Origin of the sequence: Comamonas sp. 17RB (assembly GCF_030056555.1) — a bacterium.
In the GTDB taxonomy this organism is placed as follows: domain Bacteria; phylum Pseudomonadota; class Gammaproteobacteria; order Burkholderiales; family Burkholderiaceae_C; genus Comamonas; species Comamonas terrigena.
In genome coordinates this window covers 127,197-141,540 of the sequence record NZ_JASHHY010000012.1, presented here as the reverse complement: position 1 = coordinate 141,540, position 14,344 = coordinate 127,197, and the positions used below count along the sequence as shown (strand labels likewise).

Below are 14,344 nucleotides of genomic sequence, written 5' to 3'. Positions count from 1 at the left end.
GGTGGTGCAGAAATACATGTGGCCCAGCCAAGGCCCATTCATTATTTAATTCGCTGTCTTTTATCTGCAGACAGACAACCGAATAAAAAAGAGCACGCTGCGCGTGCTCTTTTTTATTGATGGGGCAGGGGTTGGTCGTGCCGATGGAAATCGCTGCAGCCGCATCCGGCATCGGCCGGTGCCTGCGGGGTCTGGGCCCTGTCCCGGGCGCCGACCAGGGATGGAGCCGGCATCACATGCGGCGCTGGCCGTCCACAAACACCATCAACTCGCCTTTTTCAAAGGTGTTCCACTGCTCGTTCTTGGTGAGCGGGCTGGTGACGATGATGGCCACCCGGTCGTTGGGCGTGGTTTCGCTGGCAAAGTCCACGCTCAGGTCTTCGTCGGCCAGGTGGGCCTGGGCGAAGGGGTGGCGGCGCTCGGTGTAGCACAGGTGGGTGGTGGCATGGGCCCACAGCGCTTCCCCGCTGGAGAGCAGGAAGTTGAAGGTGCCGTGCGGCGCGATGCGGGCGGCCAGTTCACGCAAGGTGAGCGTGAGCTCTTCGATGCTGGGCACGCCGGCGTGCGACTTCCACAGTTCCTGCATGATCCAGCAGAAGGCCAGTTCGCTGTCGGTGCTGCCCACGGGGTGGAAGTGGGCGTGCAGCTTGGGGGCAAAGCCCTTGAGATCGCCGTTGTGGGCAAACACCCAGTTGCGTCCCCACAGCTCCCGCACAAAAGGGTGGCAGTTCTGCAGGCTGACCACGCCCTGGGTGGCCTTGCGGATGTGGGCGATGACGTTCTGGCTTTTGATCGGGTACTGGCGGATGAGCTGGGCCACCGGCGAGTCGATGGCGCGTTCGTGGTCCACAAAATGGCGCAGGCCCTTGTCTTCGAAGAAGGCGATGCCCCAGCCGTCGGTGTGATCGCCGGTGTTGCCGGCGCGCTGTGCAAAGCCGCTGAAGCTAAAGCGCACGTCCGTCGGGGTGTTGCAATTCATTCCAAGCAGCTGGCACATGGTGCGGTTCCGGCAATCCAAATACAAAGAGGCATAGCCTAACCTGCAAAGCGGCCATTGGCGCGCAATGGTGCAGCAAAGCGGGCGGGTGCTGACCCGCTACCGGCGGGCACGGGTGACAGGCACAATCGGGCGTTTCGCGTACTGTTGAGCCCATGCATACCGAGTCTTCCCCTTCCGCGTCTGTGAGTTACAGCATCAGCGATCTGGCCAAAGAGTTCGATCTGACCACCCGTGCCATGCGCTTCTATGAGGACATGGGGCTGCTGCAGCCCGAGCGCACCGGTCCCGGTGGGCGCAACCGCGTTTACAGCCCGCGGGACCGTACCCGGCTGCGCCTGACGCTGCGGGCCAAGCGGCTGGGGCTGTCGCTGTCGGAAGCCAAGGAAATCATCGACATGTACGACAGCCCGCGGGACACGGGCATGCAGCTGAAAAAATTTCTGCAGGTGCTGGGCGCACACCGCCTGCAGCTGGAAGAACGCCTGGCCGATCTGCAGGCCAACCTGGAAGAAGTGATGGAACACGAGGCGGAAGCGCGTCAACTACTTGACAAGCTGGGGGGCAATGAGGTCTCATAATGCAGTTGACGTTAACGTCAACGTAAATAAGAGACAGGAGACACCATGGCCGCAGACGAGGCCGCCCTGGACCGGGTGCGCGAGAGCTTTGCGCTGCAAGGGGCCATGGGCACGCTGGGGGCGCAACTCACGCACCTGGCGCCGGGCGAAGTGGACATCAGCTTTGACTGGGCGCCCGGCCTGACGCAGCAGCACGGCTTCATCCATGCCGGCATGCTGTCGGCAGCCATGGATTCGGCCTGCGGTTATGCCGGCTTCAGCCTGATGCCGGAAGACGCCGGCGTGCTGACCATCGAATTCAAGACCAATCTGCTGGCCCCCGCCAAGGGCCAGCGCTTCCGTTGTGAAGGCCGGGTGCTCAAGCCGGGGCGCACCATCGTGGTGGCCGAAGGCCGGGCCTATGCCATCGACAACGGAGCGGAAAAACTGGCCGCCACCATGCACTGCACCTTGATGGCCGTGCAGGGGCGTTCCGGCATCGCCGGCAAATAAGGCTGCACAGAACAGCCGCCGGCCTCTCGCCATACCTATCACCAGGAGACAAAGAATGAGCAATCTGCCAGGCCTGAACTTCCAGCTGGGCGAAGACATTGATGCGCTGCGCGACGCGGTGCGTGAATTTGCACAGCGCGAAATTGCCCCCCGTGCCGCCGACATCGACCGTACCGACCAGTTCCCCATGGACCTGTGGCGCAAGTTCGGCGATCTCGGCGTGCTGGGCATCACCGTGTCCGAGCAATATGGTGGTGCCGACATGGGCTATCTGGCCCATATGGTGGCCATGGAAGAGATCTCGCGCGCCAGTGCGTCGGTGGGGCTGTCTTATGGCGCCCACAGCAATCTGTGCGTGAACCAGATCAACCGCAACGGCAATGCAGCGCAAAAGGCCAAGTACCTGCCCAAGCTGATCAGCGGCGAGCATGTGGGGGCCCTGGCCATGAGCGAGCCCGGCGCGGGCTCTGACGTGATCAGCATGAAGCTCAAGGCCGAGGACAAGGGCGGCTATTACCTGCTCAATGGCAGCAAGATGTGGATCACCAACGGCCCGGATGCCGACACCCTGGTGGTCTACGCCAAGAGCGAGCCCGAACTGGGTGCACGGGGCGTGACGGCCTTCCTGATCGAAAAGGGCATGAAAGGCTTTTCGATTGCGCAGAAGCTGGACAAGCTGGGCATGCGCGGCAGCCACACCGGCGAGCTGGTGTTCCAGAACGTGGAAGTGCCCAGCGAGAACGTGCTGGGCCAGGTCAACGGCGGCGCCAAGGTGCTGATGAGCGGCCTGGACTACGAACGTGCCGTGCTGACCGGTGGCCCGCTGGGCATCATGCAGAGCGTGATGGACAACGTGGTGCCCTATATCCACGACCGCAAGCAGTTCGGCCAGAGCATCGGGGAGTTCCAGCTCATCCAGGGCAAGGTGGCCGATATGTACACCGTGCTGCAGGCCGGCCGTTCGTTCGCCTACACCGTGGCCAAGAACCTGGACATGCTGGGCACCGAACATGTGCGCCAGGTGCGCAAGGACTGCGCCAGCGTCATTCTGTGGTGTGCGGAAAAAGCCACCTGGATGGCCGGCGAGGGCGTGCAAATCTATGGCGGCAATGGGTATATCAACGAGTACCCGCTCGGTCGTTTGTGGCGAGATGCGAAACTCTATGAGATTGGCGCCGGCACCAGCGAAATTCGTCGCATGCTGATTGGCCGCGAATTGTTTGCCGAAACCTGCTGAGCAGGGGTGGGCGGCGCCGCTTCCCAGAACCACAAAGGAACGCCACATGACGACCAGTACCTCCATCGATGACCTGTTTGTGCACAACAAGGAATGGGCTGCCCAGATGGAGCGCGACCGCCCCGGTTTCTTCACCGGGCTGATGGCGCAACAGAAACCCAAGTACATGTGGATCGGCTGTTCCGACAGCCGGGTGCCCGCCAACCAGATCACCGGCCTGGAGCCGGGCGAGGTCTTTGTGCACCGCAACGTGGCCAACGTGGTGGTGCCCAGCGACCTGAACGCGCTGACCACCATCCAGTACGCCGTGGACCACCTGAAGGTGGAACACCTGATGGTCGTGGGCCACTACGGCTGCGGCGGCGTGCTGGCGGCGCTGGAAGGCGTGCGCCTGGGCCTGGCCGACAACTGGACCCGCCATGTGCGCGACGTGCGCGACAAGCACTACGAACTGATCAAGGCCACGCCCGTGCAACACCGCCATGATGTGCTGTGCGAGCTGAACGCCATCGAACAGGTGATGAATGTGGCCCAGAGCACGGTGCTGCAGGACGCCTGGGCCCGCGGCCAGAAGGTGGCGCTGCACGGCTGGTGCTACAGCCTGAAGAACGGCCACATCACCAACCTGCACATGACCGTGCCGGGCGAAGGCGGCCTGCACGAAGTGCACCAGAAGGCAGTCGAGATGGTGGCTTCCCGCCAGCGCGACTGATCCCGAGGCGCCCTTGGCTGGGCGCCGCCGCCTGAGGCATGGGCCTGGGCTTTTTGTAGAGCACCCCTGAACCGCGAGCTATCTGTATGTTCCCGCAGCGACTGGATGCCCCCCAGGCCTATGACATCGCCCAGGCGATGATGGACGGTTTCAACCGCCACTACCAGCTGTTCCGGGCGGAATCCGCCCGGGCCAAGCGCCGTTTCGAGCAGGCCGACTGGAACGGCCAGCAATGCGCCCAGCGCGAGCGCATTGCCTTCTATGATCTGCGGGTCACCGAATGCGTGCAACGTCTGGAGGCGGAGTTCCACGCCGGGCTGCTGCCCATGCCGGTGTGGCAGCAGGTCAAGCTGCACTACATCGGGCTGATGGTGGACCACCTGCAGCCCGAGCTGGCGGAGACCTTCTTCAACTCTGTCACCACCAAGATCCTGCACCGCACGCATTTCCACAACAACTTCATCTTTGTGCGGCCGGCCGTCAGCACCGAGTACCTGGAAAGCCGCGACCCCGGCGATGCCCCGGCCTACCGCGCCTACTACCCGGCGTCGCTGCAGGCCCTGCCGCAGACCCTGGAGCAGCTGATCGCCCACCTGGCGCTGCAGTGTCCGTACGAAGACCTGGAGCGCGACATCGCCGCGCTGACGGGGCGGGTGCAGCAGCGCCTGGAGGGCCTGATGCTGCGGGCCAACTTCCAGATCCAGGTGCTCTCCAGCCTGTTCTACCGCAACAAGGGTGCCTACCTGGTGGGCAAGATCATCACCGGCTACACCGAGCTGCCGCTGGCCATCCCCATTCTGCACAGCAACGCTGGCAAGCTGGTGCTGCATGCGGCGCTGTTTGGCGAGGACGATCTGCACGGCCTGTTCAGCTTTGCACGGGCCTACTTCATGGTCGACATGGCCGTGCCCAGCGCCTATGTGGGCTTTCTGCGCAGCTTGATGCCGCGCAAGCCCCGCGCCGAGATCTACAACGCCCTGGGTCTGGCCAAGCAGGGCAAGACGCTGTTCTACCGCGACTTTCTGCACCACCTGCGCCATTCCAGCGACCAGTTCCGCATTGCGCCGGGCATCAAGGGCATGGTGATGCTGGTGTTCGACCTGCCCAGCTTCCCCTATGTGTTCAAGCTGATCAAGGACAAGTTCCCGCCCCCGAAGGAAACCACGCGCGAGCTGGTGCAAAGCAAATACCGCCTGGTCAAGCAGCACGACCGGGTGGGGCGCATGGCCGATACGCTGGAGTACAGCCTGGTGGCCTTTCCGCGCGAGCGCTTTTCCGACGCGCTGATTGCCGAGATCCAGGAATTCGCCCCCAGCCAGCTGGAGATCAGCGACCGCGATGGCGACGGCCAGCAGGAGGTGATCCTCAGCCACGTCTACATCGAGCGGCGTCTGGTGCCGCTGAACATGTACCTGCAGGAATGCTTCGATGCCGGGCTGGACAACCCGCGCGCCAAGGCGAACATGGAGCGCTCGGTCATCGAGTACGGCAACGCCATCAAGGAGCTGGTGGCGGCCAACATCTTTCCCGGCGACATGCTGTGGAAGAACTTTGGTGTCACGCGCGGCGGCAAGGTGGTGTTCTACGACTATGACGAGATCGAATACCTGACCGACTGCCAGTTCCGCGCCGTGCCTGCGCCACGCAACGAAGAGGACGAGATGTCCGGCGAGATCTGGTGGCATGTGGGACCGCGCGATGTGTTTCCCGAGACCTTCGGCCCCTTTCTGCTGGGCCACCCCGCCGTGCGCGAGGTCTTCATGCGCCACCACGCCGATCTGCTGGAGCCGTCGTTCTGGCAAGGCCACAAGGAACGCATACAGCAAGGCCATATGCACGACGTCTTCCCCTACGACAGAACCCGTCGTCTGACCGCCGATGCCGCCGGCTGAGGCTGTCGGCACCGGTTCTGCTCACCCCCGCATATCCATAACAACCCAAGGAGATCACCATGCACCAAGACCCCGTCGTCATCGTCAGCGCCGCCCGCACCCCCATGGGTGCCTTCCAGGGCGATTTTTCCGATCTGGCCGCCCATGACCTGGGCGGTGCCGCGATTGCAGCGGCCGTGCAGCGCGCCGGCATCCGGCCCGAACAGGTCGAGGAAGTGCTGTTCGGCAACTGCCTGATGGCAGGCCAGGGCCAGGCACCGGCCCGCCAGGCCGGCTTCAAGGGTGGTCTGCCGCAGAGCACCGGCGCGGTGACCTTGTCCAAGATGTGCGGCGCCGGCATGGAAGCCACCATCCTGGCCCACGACCAGCTGATCGCCGGCAGCCGCGAGGTGATGGTGGCAGGCGGCATGGAAAGCATGACCAATGCGCCCTATCTGCTGAAAAAAGGCCGGGGCGGCTACCGCATGGGCCACGACAAGGTCTACGACCACATGATGCTGGACGGTCTGGAAGATGCCTATGAGGCCGGCCGCTCCATGGGGACCTTCGGTGAAGACTGCGCCGCCAAGTACCAGTTCACCCGCGAGGCGCAGGACGCCTTTGCCATTGCCAGCGTGCAGCGTGCACAGCAAGCCGCCCAGAGCGGTGCGTTCGCTGCCGAAATCACCCCCGTCACCCTCAAGACCCGCAAGGGCGATGTGACCGTGAGCGTGGACGAAGGCCCGGCCAAGGCCAAGCTGGACAAGATCACCGCCCTCAAGCCGGCGTTCAAGAAGGACGGCACCATCACTGCTGCGTCCAGCTCCAGCATCAACGACGGCGCGGCTGCCATGGTGCTGATGCGTGAATCCACGGCCAAGCAGCTGGGCTGCAAGCCGTTGGCGCGCATCGTGGCCCATGCCACCCACGCCCAGGCCCCCGAATGGTTCACCACGGCCCCGGTCGGCGCCACCGAGAAAGCGCTGAAGAAGGCCGGCTGGAAGGTGGACGATGTGGACCTGTGGGAAGTGAACGAAGCCTTTGCCGTGGTGCCCATGGCGCTGATGGCCGAGCTGAAGGTACCGCACGACAAGGTCAATGTGCACGGCGGCGCCTGCGCCCTGGGCCACCCCATCGGGGCCAGCGGTGCCCGCATTCTGGTCACGCTGATCCACGCGCTGCAAACCCACGGCAAGAAGAAGGGCCTGGCCACGCTGTGTATCGGTGGTGGCGAAGGCACGGCCATGGCCATCGAGCTGGTGTGAGTGCCGTCCCTGCCGCCCATGGGGGCGGCCGGGGTGGTGGGGCGCGCGCTCCGGCGCTGCTTTGACACCGCTTCCCGGCGCGGGGCACAGGGCGGCTTGCTTTACAGTCGTCCCATGTGCCACCGGCCGCATGCGCAGTTTCCCTTGCCTGCGGCCTTTTTTCCCCTGGATTTCCGTATGCAAGCAGAACTGCCCGAAGACGACCACCATGCTGCCGCGCCCTTGAGCGCCCCGCAGATTGCCGCCTTCTGGACCGAATTTTCCGGCCAGCTGGCCGCATGGGCGGCGCTGGATGGCCGCGCCTTCGTCGAAGAGGCCAATGCGCTGCTCAAGCGCCAGGCGCCTGGTTTGTCGCTGGAGCTGGAAGGCGTGCCGGCCCAGGACGGTGCCCGCCTGGTGGTCACGGCCCACGGCAATATCGAACAGTTTGAAAACGCCCAGGCCCTGGTGCGCCAGGCCCCGCGCCTGGAGGGCTACACCGTGCAGGCGTTCCGCAGCCGCACGGCCAGCGGCAACTTTGCCATGGGGATGCAGGACTTCGAGTTGTCCTGCGACGATGTGCTGGTGGCGCCCTATGACGCGGGCGGCATCATCGGCCTGGAGCTGGCGTTCGCCAAGGCCGTGCCGGACGCCATGCAGGAGCATGCCCGCCACATGGCCTTCATCCTGCTGGACCATGTGCTGGGCGAGTGGGACTTTTCCGTGCGCGTGGGGCCGGTCGACTTTGTGGAGTCCGCAGCCGAGGCCTCGCCGCTGTCGCAGTTTCCCGCCGTGTTCGATGCCTTCCAATGCGAGACGCTGGGTCGCACCTACCGCTTCCCGCAGGAGGAGAACGACCGGTGGATTTCGCTGGAAGTGCGTTCCCGCGATGCCGATGAGGACGATGCCCCGGATCTGCTGACCTTCCACGACAGCGCCCATGCCCTGGCCACCCGTGCCGATCTGTCCTATTTCCTGACCTTGCGCTTCCCGATCGACAGCCAGGAAAGCCTGGACAGCGCCCGCGATGCCCAGGATGCGCTGGACGCCGAGCTGCTGCGGCAGCAGCGCGGCATTCTGGCGTTCACCCGCATGGAAGGCATGGACTTTCGGGTGGCGGCCTTCTATGTGGACGACCCGGATGCCGCCGCGCAGCTGGCCCGCCAGCTGTCCGCCGAGCATGCGCCCGGTCTGGAAGCGGCGCTGGCGCTGGAATACGACCCGTCCTGGCGCGAATACCTGGGCATGTACGGCGCCATCCACCGCCAGGACCGTCAGGCCGACCAGGCCTAGGAGAAGCACCATGATCACCAGTGAAGAGCAGCTGCGGCAGCTGTACGCCATGCCGGCCGAGCGGGCCCTGCTCAAGCAGCAGGTCGATCTGGACCGGCATTGCCTGCGCTTCATCGCGCTGTCGCCTTTCTGTGTGATCGCCACCGGGGGCAACGCCGGCAGCCTGATGGATGCCTCGCCGCGGGGAGGGGCTCCCGGGTTTGTGAAGGCGCCCGATCCCCGCACGCTGATGATTCCCGACGCCGGCGGCAACAACCGGCTGGACAGCCTGAGCAATCTGCTGCGCGATCCGCGCATCGGCCTGCTGTTCATGGTGCCCGGCATCAACGAGACGCTGCGCGTCAACGGGACGGCCAAGCTGCGTGACGAAGGGCATTACACGGCGCTGTTTGCCGGCCCGCACTTCCACCCCAAGCTGGTGATCGAGGTGCAGGTGCAGGAGGCCTATCTGCACTGCGCCAAGGCGCTGATGCGTTCCCGGCTGTGGCAGGCCGAGGCCCAGGTGGCGCGCAATGTGCTGCCGACGATGAACCAGATGATCCATGCCCAGATCGGCATGGCCGCCCCCACCGAAACGCAGGAGCAGATGGAGCACCGCTATCGGGTGCAGATCGCTGCCGAGCAACCCGGGGGCAGCATTGGCTGAAGCCCGCCCGCACAGGGCGCCGGCGCCAATGCGCCCACCGCATTTCTTTTCCCCCTTACAGGAGCCTCCATGGCCTTGGTATTGATTATTGGCGCATCGCGCGGCATCGGCTTGGGGCTGGTGCAAGCCTATGTGGCGCAAGGCCACCGGGTGATTGCCACCGTGCGCAATCCCGCCGACAAAACCCGCCTGCAGGGCGAAGGCGCCGAGGTGCTGGTGGTGGACGTGGCCAATCCCGCCAGCGTCAGCGGCCTGGCCTGGCAACTGGACGGTGAGGCCGTGGACCTGGCGCTGTACGTGGCCGGTGTCTGGAGCGATCTGCCCGCCGACGTTCCGCCCAGCCAGCCCGAGTTCGACCGCGTCATGCACACCAATGTGCTGGGCGCCATGCAGGCACTGCCTCAGGTGGCTCCGCTGGTCGAGGCCGCGGGTGGCGTGTTCGGTCTGGTCAGCAGCAGCATGTCGCGCCTGACCGAGGCGGAGCCGGATGCCTGGCTGTACCGCGCCAGCAAGGCCGCACTGAACATGGTGGTGGCCAGCAGCCAGCCGCAGTGGCCGCGTGCCCGCATTGTGGCGCTGGACCCCGGCTGGGTGCAGACCGAGATGGGCGGGCCCGGTGCCACCATCACCGTGGAGCAAAGCGTGCAGGCCCTGGTGCAGACGCTGGCGCAGGTCTCGGCCGAGGACGGCGGCCATCTGCTGCACCGCAACGGACACCGGCTGGATGGCTAGCCACTGAAAACCATGGCGGCTTGTGTGCATGGCCGGAGCACAAGCCGCTGGCTCTGATGACCTACTACAACACCGGCTGGAGACAAGAACATGCTGCTGACCCCTGACCAGGAAATGATCCGCGATGCCGTGCGCGACTTTGTGTGCGAGCAAATCACCCCCCATGCGGCGCGCTGGGACAAGGAACACCACTTTCCCAAGGATGTGCACCAGGGTCTGGCGGCCCTGGGCGCCTACGGCATCTGCGTGCCGGAGGAGCTGGGCGGTGCGGGCCTGGACTACATCAGCCTGGCCCTGGTGCTGGAAGAGATTGCGGCCGGCGACGGGGGCACCAGCACCGTCATCAGCGTGACCAACTGCCCGGTCAACGCCATCCTGATGAAGTACGGCAATGCCCAGCAAAAGGAAGAATGGCTGCGCCCCCTGGCGCAGGGCGCCATGCTGGGCGCGTTCTGCCTGACCGAGCCGCATGTGGGCTCCGACGCATCGGCGCTGCGCACCACGGCCACCCGGGACGGGGACGACTATGTGATCAACGGCGTCAAGCAGTTCATCACCAGCGGCCAGAACGGCGATGTGGCCATTGTGATTGCCGTCACCGACAAGGCCGCCGGCAAGAAGGGCATGAGCGCCTTTCTGGTTCCCACCCGCAATCCCGGCTACCAGGTGGCGCGGCTGGAGGACAAGCTGGGCCAGCATTCCAGCGACACGGCGCAGATCAATTTCGATCAGTGCCGCATTCCGGCCTCCTACCGGGTGGGGGCCGAAGGCGAGGGCTACAAGATCGCCCTGTCCGCCCTGGAAGGCGGGCGCATCGGCATTGCCGCGCAGAGCGTGGGCATGGCGCGCGCGGCATTCGAGGCCGCGCTGGCCTACAGCAAGGAGCGCGAGAGCTTTGGCCAGCCCATTTTCAACCACCAGGCCGTGGGTTTCCGGTTGGCAGACTGTGCGACGCAGATCGAAGCGGCCCGGCAGCTGATCTGGCACGCCGCCAGCCTGCGCGATGCCGGCCTGCCCTGCCTGAAGGAAGCCGCCATGGCCAAGCTGTTCGCCAGCGAAATGGCCGAACGTGTGTGCAGCATGGCCATCCAGACCCTGGGAGGCTATGGCGTGGTCAGCGATTTCCCGGTGGAACGCATTTACCGCGATGTGCGGGTGTGCCAGATCTACGAAGGCACCAGCGACGTGCAGAAGATCATCATCCAGCGGGCGCTGGCCTGAACGGGATGTAGCCACCGGTGGTGCTTGCGTTGCGGCCGCCGGCTCTGGCCGCTTCAGTGCGGTGGCTGGGTGGCCGTGTGTTGCGGGGTGCGCACTGGTGGCGCTGCGGGCGCCGCCTGGGGGGACTGCGCTCCCCGGCTGTGCAGAGCCCACAGCACGCCGGCCACCAGCAGGGCAATACCTGCCAGGGTTTCCGCCGGAGGGACCTGCTGGCGCAGTGCAAAACTGTATGCCAGGGCGGACAGGGTTTCGCAGACGATCAACTGGCCCGACATGGTGGTGGGCAGGTGCTGGCAGGCCGCATTCCAGCACAGCGCGCCCAGCCAGGAGCCCACCAGGCCGGCAGCGAACATGCCGCAGACAAATGCCCAGGGCCGCGGCCCCAGCGGGGTGGTGAAGCCCAGCCCGTCCTGCTGCAGCCACAGCCAGGAAATCGCAAAACCCACCAGCGCCATGGGCAGTGTGACCAGCCCTTGGGCCGTCGCCCAGGTGCGGGATGAAACGCCGGGGTGGGCGCGCAGCCAGTCGGCGTTGCGAATGGGATACCAGGTCCAGCACAGCATGGCGACCAGGGCCAGCCCGATGCCCACACCGTAGCTTTCCAGCTGGCTGGCGCTGCTGTGCTGCAGGGCCAGCAGTTCATGGTGGTTGACCAGGGCAATGCCGCCCAGGATCAATCCCAGCGATGGAAACAGCTGTCCCCACGGCAGGGCCGCACGACCGGCGCGCAGGTTGGAGGCCACGGCAATCGCCACCGGCAGCGCGCCACTGGCGATGAGGGTGGGCAGGGGCACCCCTGCCAGCTGGATGGCGCTGGTCAAGAGCAGGTAGAAGGTGATGCTGCCGATGGCGGCCAGGCGCAGGGCCTGCAGCCAGTCGGCACGGCGCAGCTGCGCCAGGGCGGCACGGTCCCTCCAGGCCAGGGGCAGGGTGATCAGGCCGAATGCCAGGTAGCGGCCAAACGCCAGCAGCGGCGCGGGGTAGTCCGGCAGCAGCAGCGGCACGACAAACACCAAACCCCACAGCGCCCCTGCCGCCACGCCGCACAGGGTGCCCCATCGCATGCCGGCGTTCATGGCGTGGGGAGCCGCGCTGCAGTGCAATGAACGGGACGGGACACCGGGCGCGGCAGCGCCACAGGCAGCGGGCAGGGAAAGGGGCACATGGTCGGCGGGATTGTGCGCCGCAGCATGCCAGTGTGCAGGCCTGCGGCTGCGGGCTGACGCTGGCAGTGCGGGATTGGCCGCGGCGCCTGCGCGGCGGCGGCACGCGTGCTACGACTGTCCTGCCGGTGACGCGGCCCCGGGGTTGGCACGGAGGCGGCCCGCCAGGGCCTGGGCCAGCATGCAGCTTTGGACATCGCACAGGAGAAATTGCATGCCTTTTGCCGCCGTCAACGGTCAGCGCCTGTTCTACGAAGATACCGGGGGCAGTGGCCCGGCGCTGGTGTTCTCTCACGGTCTGCTGATGGACCACCGCATGTTTGCCCCACAGGTGGCCGCGTTCCACCATGGCTGGCGCTGCATCAGCTGGGATGAGCGCGGCCACGGCGCCACGGCCACGCCCGGGCAGTGTGCGCCGTTCAGCTACTACGACTCGGCGAACGATCTGGCGGCGCTGCTGGACCACCTGGGCGTGGAGCGCGCGGTGCTGGTGGGCATGTCCCAGGGGGGCTATCTGTCGCTGCGTGCGGCGCTGACCCACCCGCAGCGCGTGCGGGCCCTGGTGCTGATCGACACCCAGGCGCTGAAGGAAGACCCGGCCAAGATGCCGGCCCACCAGGCGGTGGTGGCGCGCTGGTCACAGCAGGGGCTGGATGCCGACATGGCCACCGGCCTGGAGCGCACCATCCTGGGCGACGGCTGGGAGGGTGCGGCCGCGTGGAAGTGCATCTGGCAGGGGGTGGATGTGGCCAATCTGCAGCAAAGCTTTGCCACGCTGGATGCGCGCGACGATATCTCTGGCCGCATGGGCGAGATCCGCGTGCCGGCACTGGTGGTCCACGGCACGCAGGACCGCGCCATCCCCCTGGAACGGGCCCGCGCCATGGCCGATGCGCTGCCGCACGCCCGGTGGGTGGAGATTGACGGGGGCGGCCATGCCCCCAATCTGACCCACCCGGAGCCGGTCAATGCGGCGATGCGGGATTTTCTGGGCACGCTGGCGCCGCAGGGCTGAAGGCGGTGCGCACGGGGTGGTGGGTGCCGCGCTTCAGATGCCGTCCAGGTCCGGGATGCGGCGGCGCAGCACCACGGTGATCTGGCCATTGGTTTCGATGGTGGCGCGCTCCACTGCATGGGCGTTCAGGCAGCCGTTGGCGCGCAGTGCGGCTGACAGGTCGTCGGCGGTGATCTGCTCCTGCAGCAGCAGGTCCTGCTGCACCACGCCCTCATGGATCAGCACCTTGGGGCGGCCATCAATGACGTGGCGCAGGCGGGGGTAGCGAAAGCTCAGCCGGGCCAGCAGCACATGGCAGCCGATCAAGGTGCCGGCGCTGACCAGACCGCCCACCAGCGAGTTGTCGCCCGCATTCATGGAGTTCTGCACGGCGTTCGACAGGATCAGCAGCAGCACCAGATCGAATGGTGCGTACTGCCCCGTCTGGCGCCGCCCGGTCAGGCGCAGAAAGACCAGCAAGAACAGGTAGACGATCACCCCGCGCACGACCAATTCCCACCAGGGGACTGCCAACTGCCACATCGCATGCTCCTTGAACCCAGGATGGGGCCACGATAACGCGGAATGCCGGCAGTGCGTGCGGCAGGGCTGGAATCAGTCCCAGGCCACGCTGGGGTCCAGGCGCTGGGCCAGGGTCTTGGGAATGGGCAGGTCCAGATCGGCCAGGCGCTGCTTGACCAGAATCTCCGGCACCTCGAACAGATGCGCCAGCTCTTGCAGCGTGCGGGCATGGCCGCCCTCCACGGTGAAGCGCAGCACGGATTCGGGCATCAGCAGTTGCAGGGCGAAGTCGTTGGCCTCGCTGTCCTGGCGCTGGCTGTGGTCGGCGTGGTAGCTGCCGCTGATGCATATGGCGCGCTGCATGCCGGGGCGCAGGTGGTGCAGTGCCAGGTGGGCGATGGCATGGGCCACACCGTAGCGCTGCAAGGTGATGGGGTGCTGGCGGCCGATGGTGACGCAGGCCTTGCGCTGCGGCGAGATGTCCAGCACGGCACAGGCTTCGCCCGTGTCGCCCAGCGCCACCACCAGCTGCATGGCCTTGGCCATGCGCGCCAGATTGACCGGAACCGACTGGTCCCAGTGCGTCTTCAGAATGCCTTCCGCGAGCAGTGCCATGGGACCATTATCCGATGGTCCGCA

15 protein-coding genes are annotated in these 14,344 nt (G+C 65.9%); 11 read left to right on the top strand and 4 right to left on the bottom strand.

From position 1 onward, the window contains the following. Positions 1-232: 232 nt before the first annotated feature. Positions 233-997 carry a class II glutamine amidotransferase gene (locus QM470_RS20120; protein WP_218333135.1) on the bottom strand — a complete coding sequence of 255 codons (765 nt, stop codon included), beginning with the start codon at positions 995-997 and terminating at the stop codon, positions 233-235. Between the two features lie 155 nt (positions 998-1,152). Between QM470_RS20120 and QM470_RS20115 the strand changes: the two genes are divergently transcribed. From QM470_RS20115 to QM470_RS20070, 10 genes are all read left to right on the top strand, one after another. Next, the gene (locus QM470_RS20115; RefSeq protein ID WP_066539884.1) at positions 1,153-1,578 is read left to right on the top strand and encodes a MerR family transcriptional regulator; all 426 of its coding nucleotides are present in this window, start codon (positions 1,153-1,155) and stop codon (positions 1,576-1,578) included. A 45-nt stretch (positions 1,579-1,623) separates the two neighbouring features. After that, a complete protein-coding gene (locus QM470_RS20110) occupies positions 1,624-2,070 on the top strand; it encodes a PaaI family thioesterase (RefSeq protein WP_279999991.1) in 447 nt (148 codons plus the stop codon). 55 nt (positions 2,071-2,125) lie between these two features. Continuing rightward, positions 2,126-3,307 (top strand): isovaleryl-CoA dehydrogenase, encoded by a 1,182-nt coding sequence (locus QM470_RS20105; protein WP_218333134.1) that lies wholly within the window; start codon positions 2,126-2,128, stop codon positions 3,305-3,307. Positions 3,308-3,353: 46 nt separating this feature from the next. Continuing rightward, positions 3,354-4,019, top strand: coding sequence for a carbonate dehydratase (gene can / locus QM470_RS20100; RefSeq protein WP_218333133.1), 666 nt, complete (start codon positions 3,354-3,356; stop codon positions 4,017-4,019). An 86-nt stretch (positions 4,020-4,105) separates the two neighbouring features. Next, positions 4,106-5,911 carry a bifunctional isocitrate dehydrogenase kinase/phosphatase gene (gene aceK, locus QM470_RS20095; protein WP_279999994.1) on the top strand — a complete coding sequence of 602 codons (1,806 nt, stop codon included), beginning with the start codon at positions 4,106-4,108 and terminating at the stop codon, positions 5,909-5,911. A 59-nt stretch (positions 5,912-5,970) separates the two neighbouring features. Next, positions 5,971-7,155, top strand: coding sequence for an acetyl-CoA C-acyltransferase (locus QM470_RS20090; protein WP_272972168.1), 1,185 nt, complete (start codon positions 5,971-5,973; stop codon positions 7,153-7,155). Positions 7,156-7,332: 177 nt separating this feature from the next. Further along, positions 7,333-8,427 (top strand): hypothetical protein, encoded by a 1,095-nt coding sequence (locus QM470_RS20085; RefSeq protein ID WP_283340489.1) that lies wholly within the window; start codon positions 7,333-7,335, stop codon positions 8,425-8,427. A gap of 10 nt (positions 8,428-8,437) precedes the next feature. Further along, positions 8,438-9,073, top strand: a complete 636-nt coding sequence (locus QM470_RS20080) for a pyridoxamine 5'-phosphate oxidase family protein (protein ID WP_218333129.1) — start codon at positions 8,438-8,440, stop codon at positions 9,071-9,073. Positions 9,074-9,142: 69 nt separating this feature from the next. After that, positions 9,143-9,805, top strand: coding sequence for an SDR family oxidoreductase (locus QM470_RS20075; RefSeq protein WP_283340488.1), 663 nt, complete (start codon positions 9,143-9,145; stop codon positions 9,803-9,805). 90 nt (positions 9,806-9,895) lie between these two features. Beyond that, on the top strand, positions 9,896-11,026 hold the full coding sequence (locus QM470_RS20070) for an acyl-CoA dehydrogenase family protein (RefSeq protein WP_283340487.1): 1,131 nt from the start codon (positions 9,896-9,898) through the stop codon (positions 11,024-11,026). 53 nt (positions 11,027-11,079) lie between these two features. Here QM470_RS20070 and QM470_RS20065 read toward each other — a convergent pair whose 3' ends face one another. Then, positions 11,080-12,090: a DMT family transporter gene (locus tag QM470_RS20065; protein ID WP_283340486.1), complete on the bottom strand. Its 1,011-nt coding sequence runs from the start codon at positions 12,088-12,090 to the stop codon at positions 11,080-11,082. A 313-nt stretch (positions 12,091-12,403) separates the two neighbouring features. Here QM470_RS20065 and QM470_RS20060 point away from each other — a divergent pair, with 313 nt between their 5' ends. Continuing rightward, on the top strand, positions 12,404-13,204 hold the full coding sequence (locus tag QM470_RS20060) for an alpha/beta fold hydrolase (protein WP_283340485.1): 801 nt from the start codon (positions 12,404-12,406) through the stop codon (positions 13,202-13,204). 33 nt (positions 13,205-13,237) lie between these two features. On the opposite strand, the gene QM470_RS20055 is transcribed toward QM470_RS20060, so the two are convergent. Further along, entirely contained in the window at positions 13,238-13,726 is a 489-nt protein-coding gene (locus QM470_RS20055) for a DUF421 domain-containing protein (protein WP_218333126.1), read from the bottom strand. A gap of 72 nt (positions 13,727-13,798) precedes the next feature. Further along, positions 13,799-14,320: an ImmA/IrrE family metallo-endopeptidase gene (locus QM470_RS20050; protein WP_283340484.1), complete on the bottom strand. Its 522-nt coding sequence runs from the start codon at positions 14,318-14,320 to the stop codon at positions 13,799-13,801. Positions 14,321-14,344 lie beyond the last annotated feature (24 nt).

Coding starts and splice junctions, on each gene's coding strand:
- QM470_RS20055 (WP_218333126.1), bottom strand. CDS start 13,726: ATGTGGCAGTTGGCAGTCCCCTGGTGGGAATTGGTCGTGCGCGGGGTG.
- QM470_RS20080 (WP_218333129.1), top strand. CDS start 8,438: ATGATCACCAGTGAAGAGCAGCTGCGGCAGCTGTACGCCATGCCGGCC.
- QM470_RS20070 (WP_283340487.1), top strand. CDS start 9,896: ATGCTGCTGACCCCTGACCAGGAAATGATCCGCGATGCCGTGCGCGAC.
- QM470_RS20110 (WP_279999991.1), top strand. CDS start 1,624: ATGGCCGCAGACGAGGCCGCCCTGGACCGGGTGCGCGAGAGCTTTGCG.
- QM470_RS20075 (WP_283340488.1), top strand. CDS start 9,143: ATGGCCTTGGTATTGATTATTGGCGCATCGCGCGGCATCGGCTTGGGG.
- QM470_RS20120 (WP_218333135.1), bottom strand. CDS start 997: ATGTGCCAGCTGCTTGGAATGAATTGCAACACCCCGACGGACGTGCGC.
- QM470_RS20105 (WP_218333134.1), top strand. CDS start 2,126: ATGAGCAATCTGCCAGGCCTGAACTTCCAGCTGGGCGAAGACATTGAT.
- QM470_RS20065 (WP_283340486.1), bottom strand. CDS start 12,090: ATGCGATGGGGCACCCTGTGCGGCGTGGCGGCAGGGGCGCTGTGGGGT.
- can (WP_218333133.1), top strand. CDS start 3,354: ATGACGACCAGTACCTCCATCGATGACCTGTTTGTGCACAACAAGGAA.
- aceK (WP_279999994.1), top strand. CDS start 4,106: ATGTTCCCGCAGCGACTGGATGCCCCCCAGGCCTATGACATCGCCCAG.
- QM470_RS20085 (WP_283340489.1), top strand. CDS start 7,333: ATGCAAGCAGAACTGCCCGAAGACGACCACCATGCTGCCGCGCCCTTG.
- QM470_RS20050 (WP_283340484.1), bottom strand. CDS start 14,320: ATGGCACTGCTCGCGGAAGGCATTCTGAAGACGCACTGGGACCAGTCG.
- QM470_RS20090 (WP_272972168.1), top strand. CDS start 5,971: ATGCACCAAGACCCCGTCGTCATCGTCAGCGCCGCCCGCACCCCCATG.
- QM470_RS20115 (WP_066539884.1), top strand. CDS start 1,153: ATGCATACCGAGTCTTCCCCTTCCGCGTCTGTGAGTTACAGCATCAGC.
- QM470_RS20060 (WP_283340485.1), top strand. CDS start 12,404: ATGCCTTTTGCCGCCGTCAACGGTCAGCGCCTGTTCTACGAAGATACC.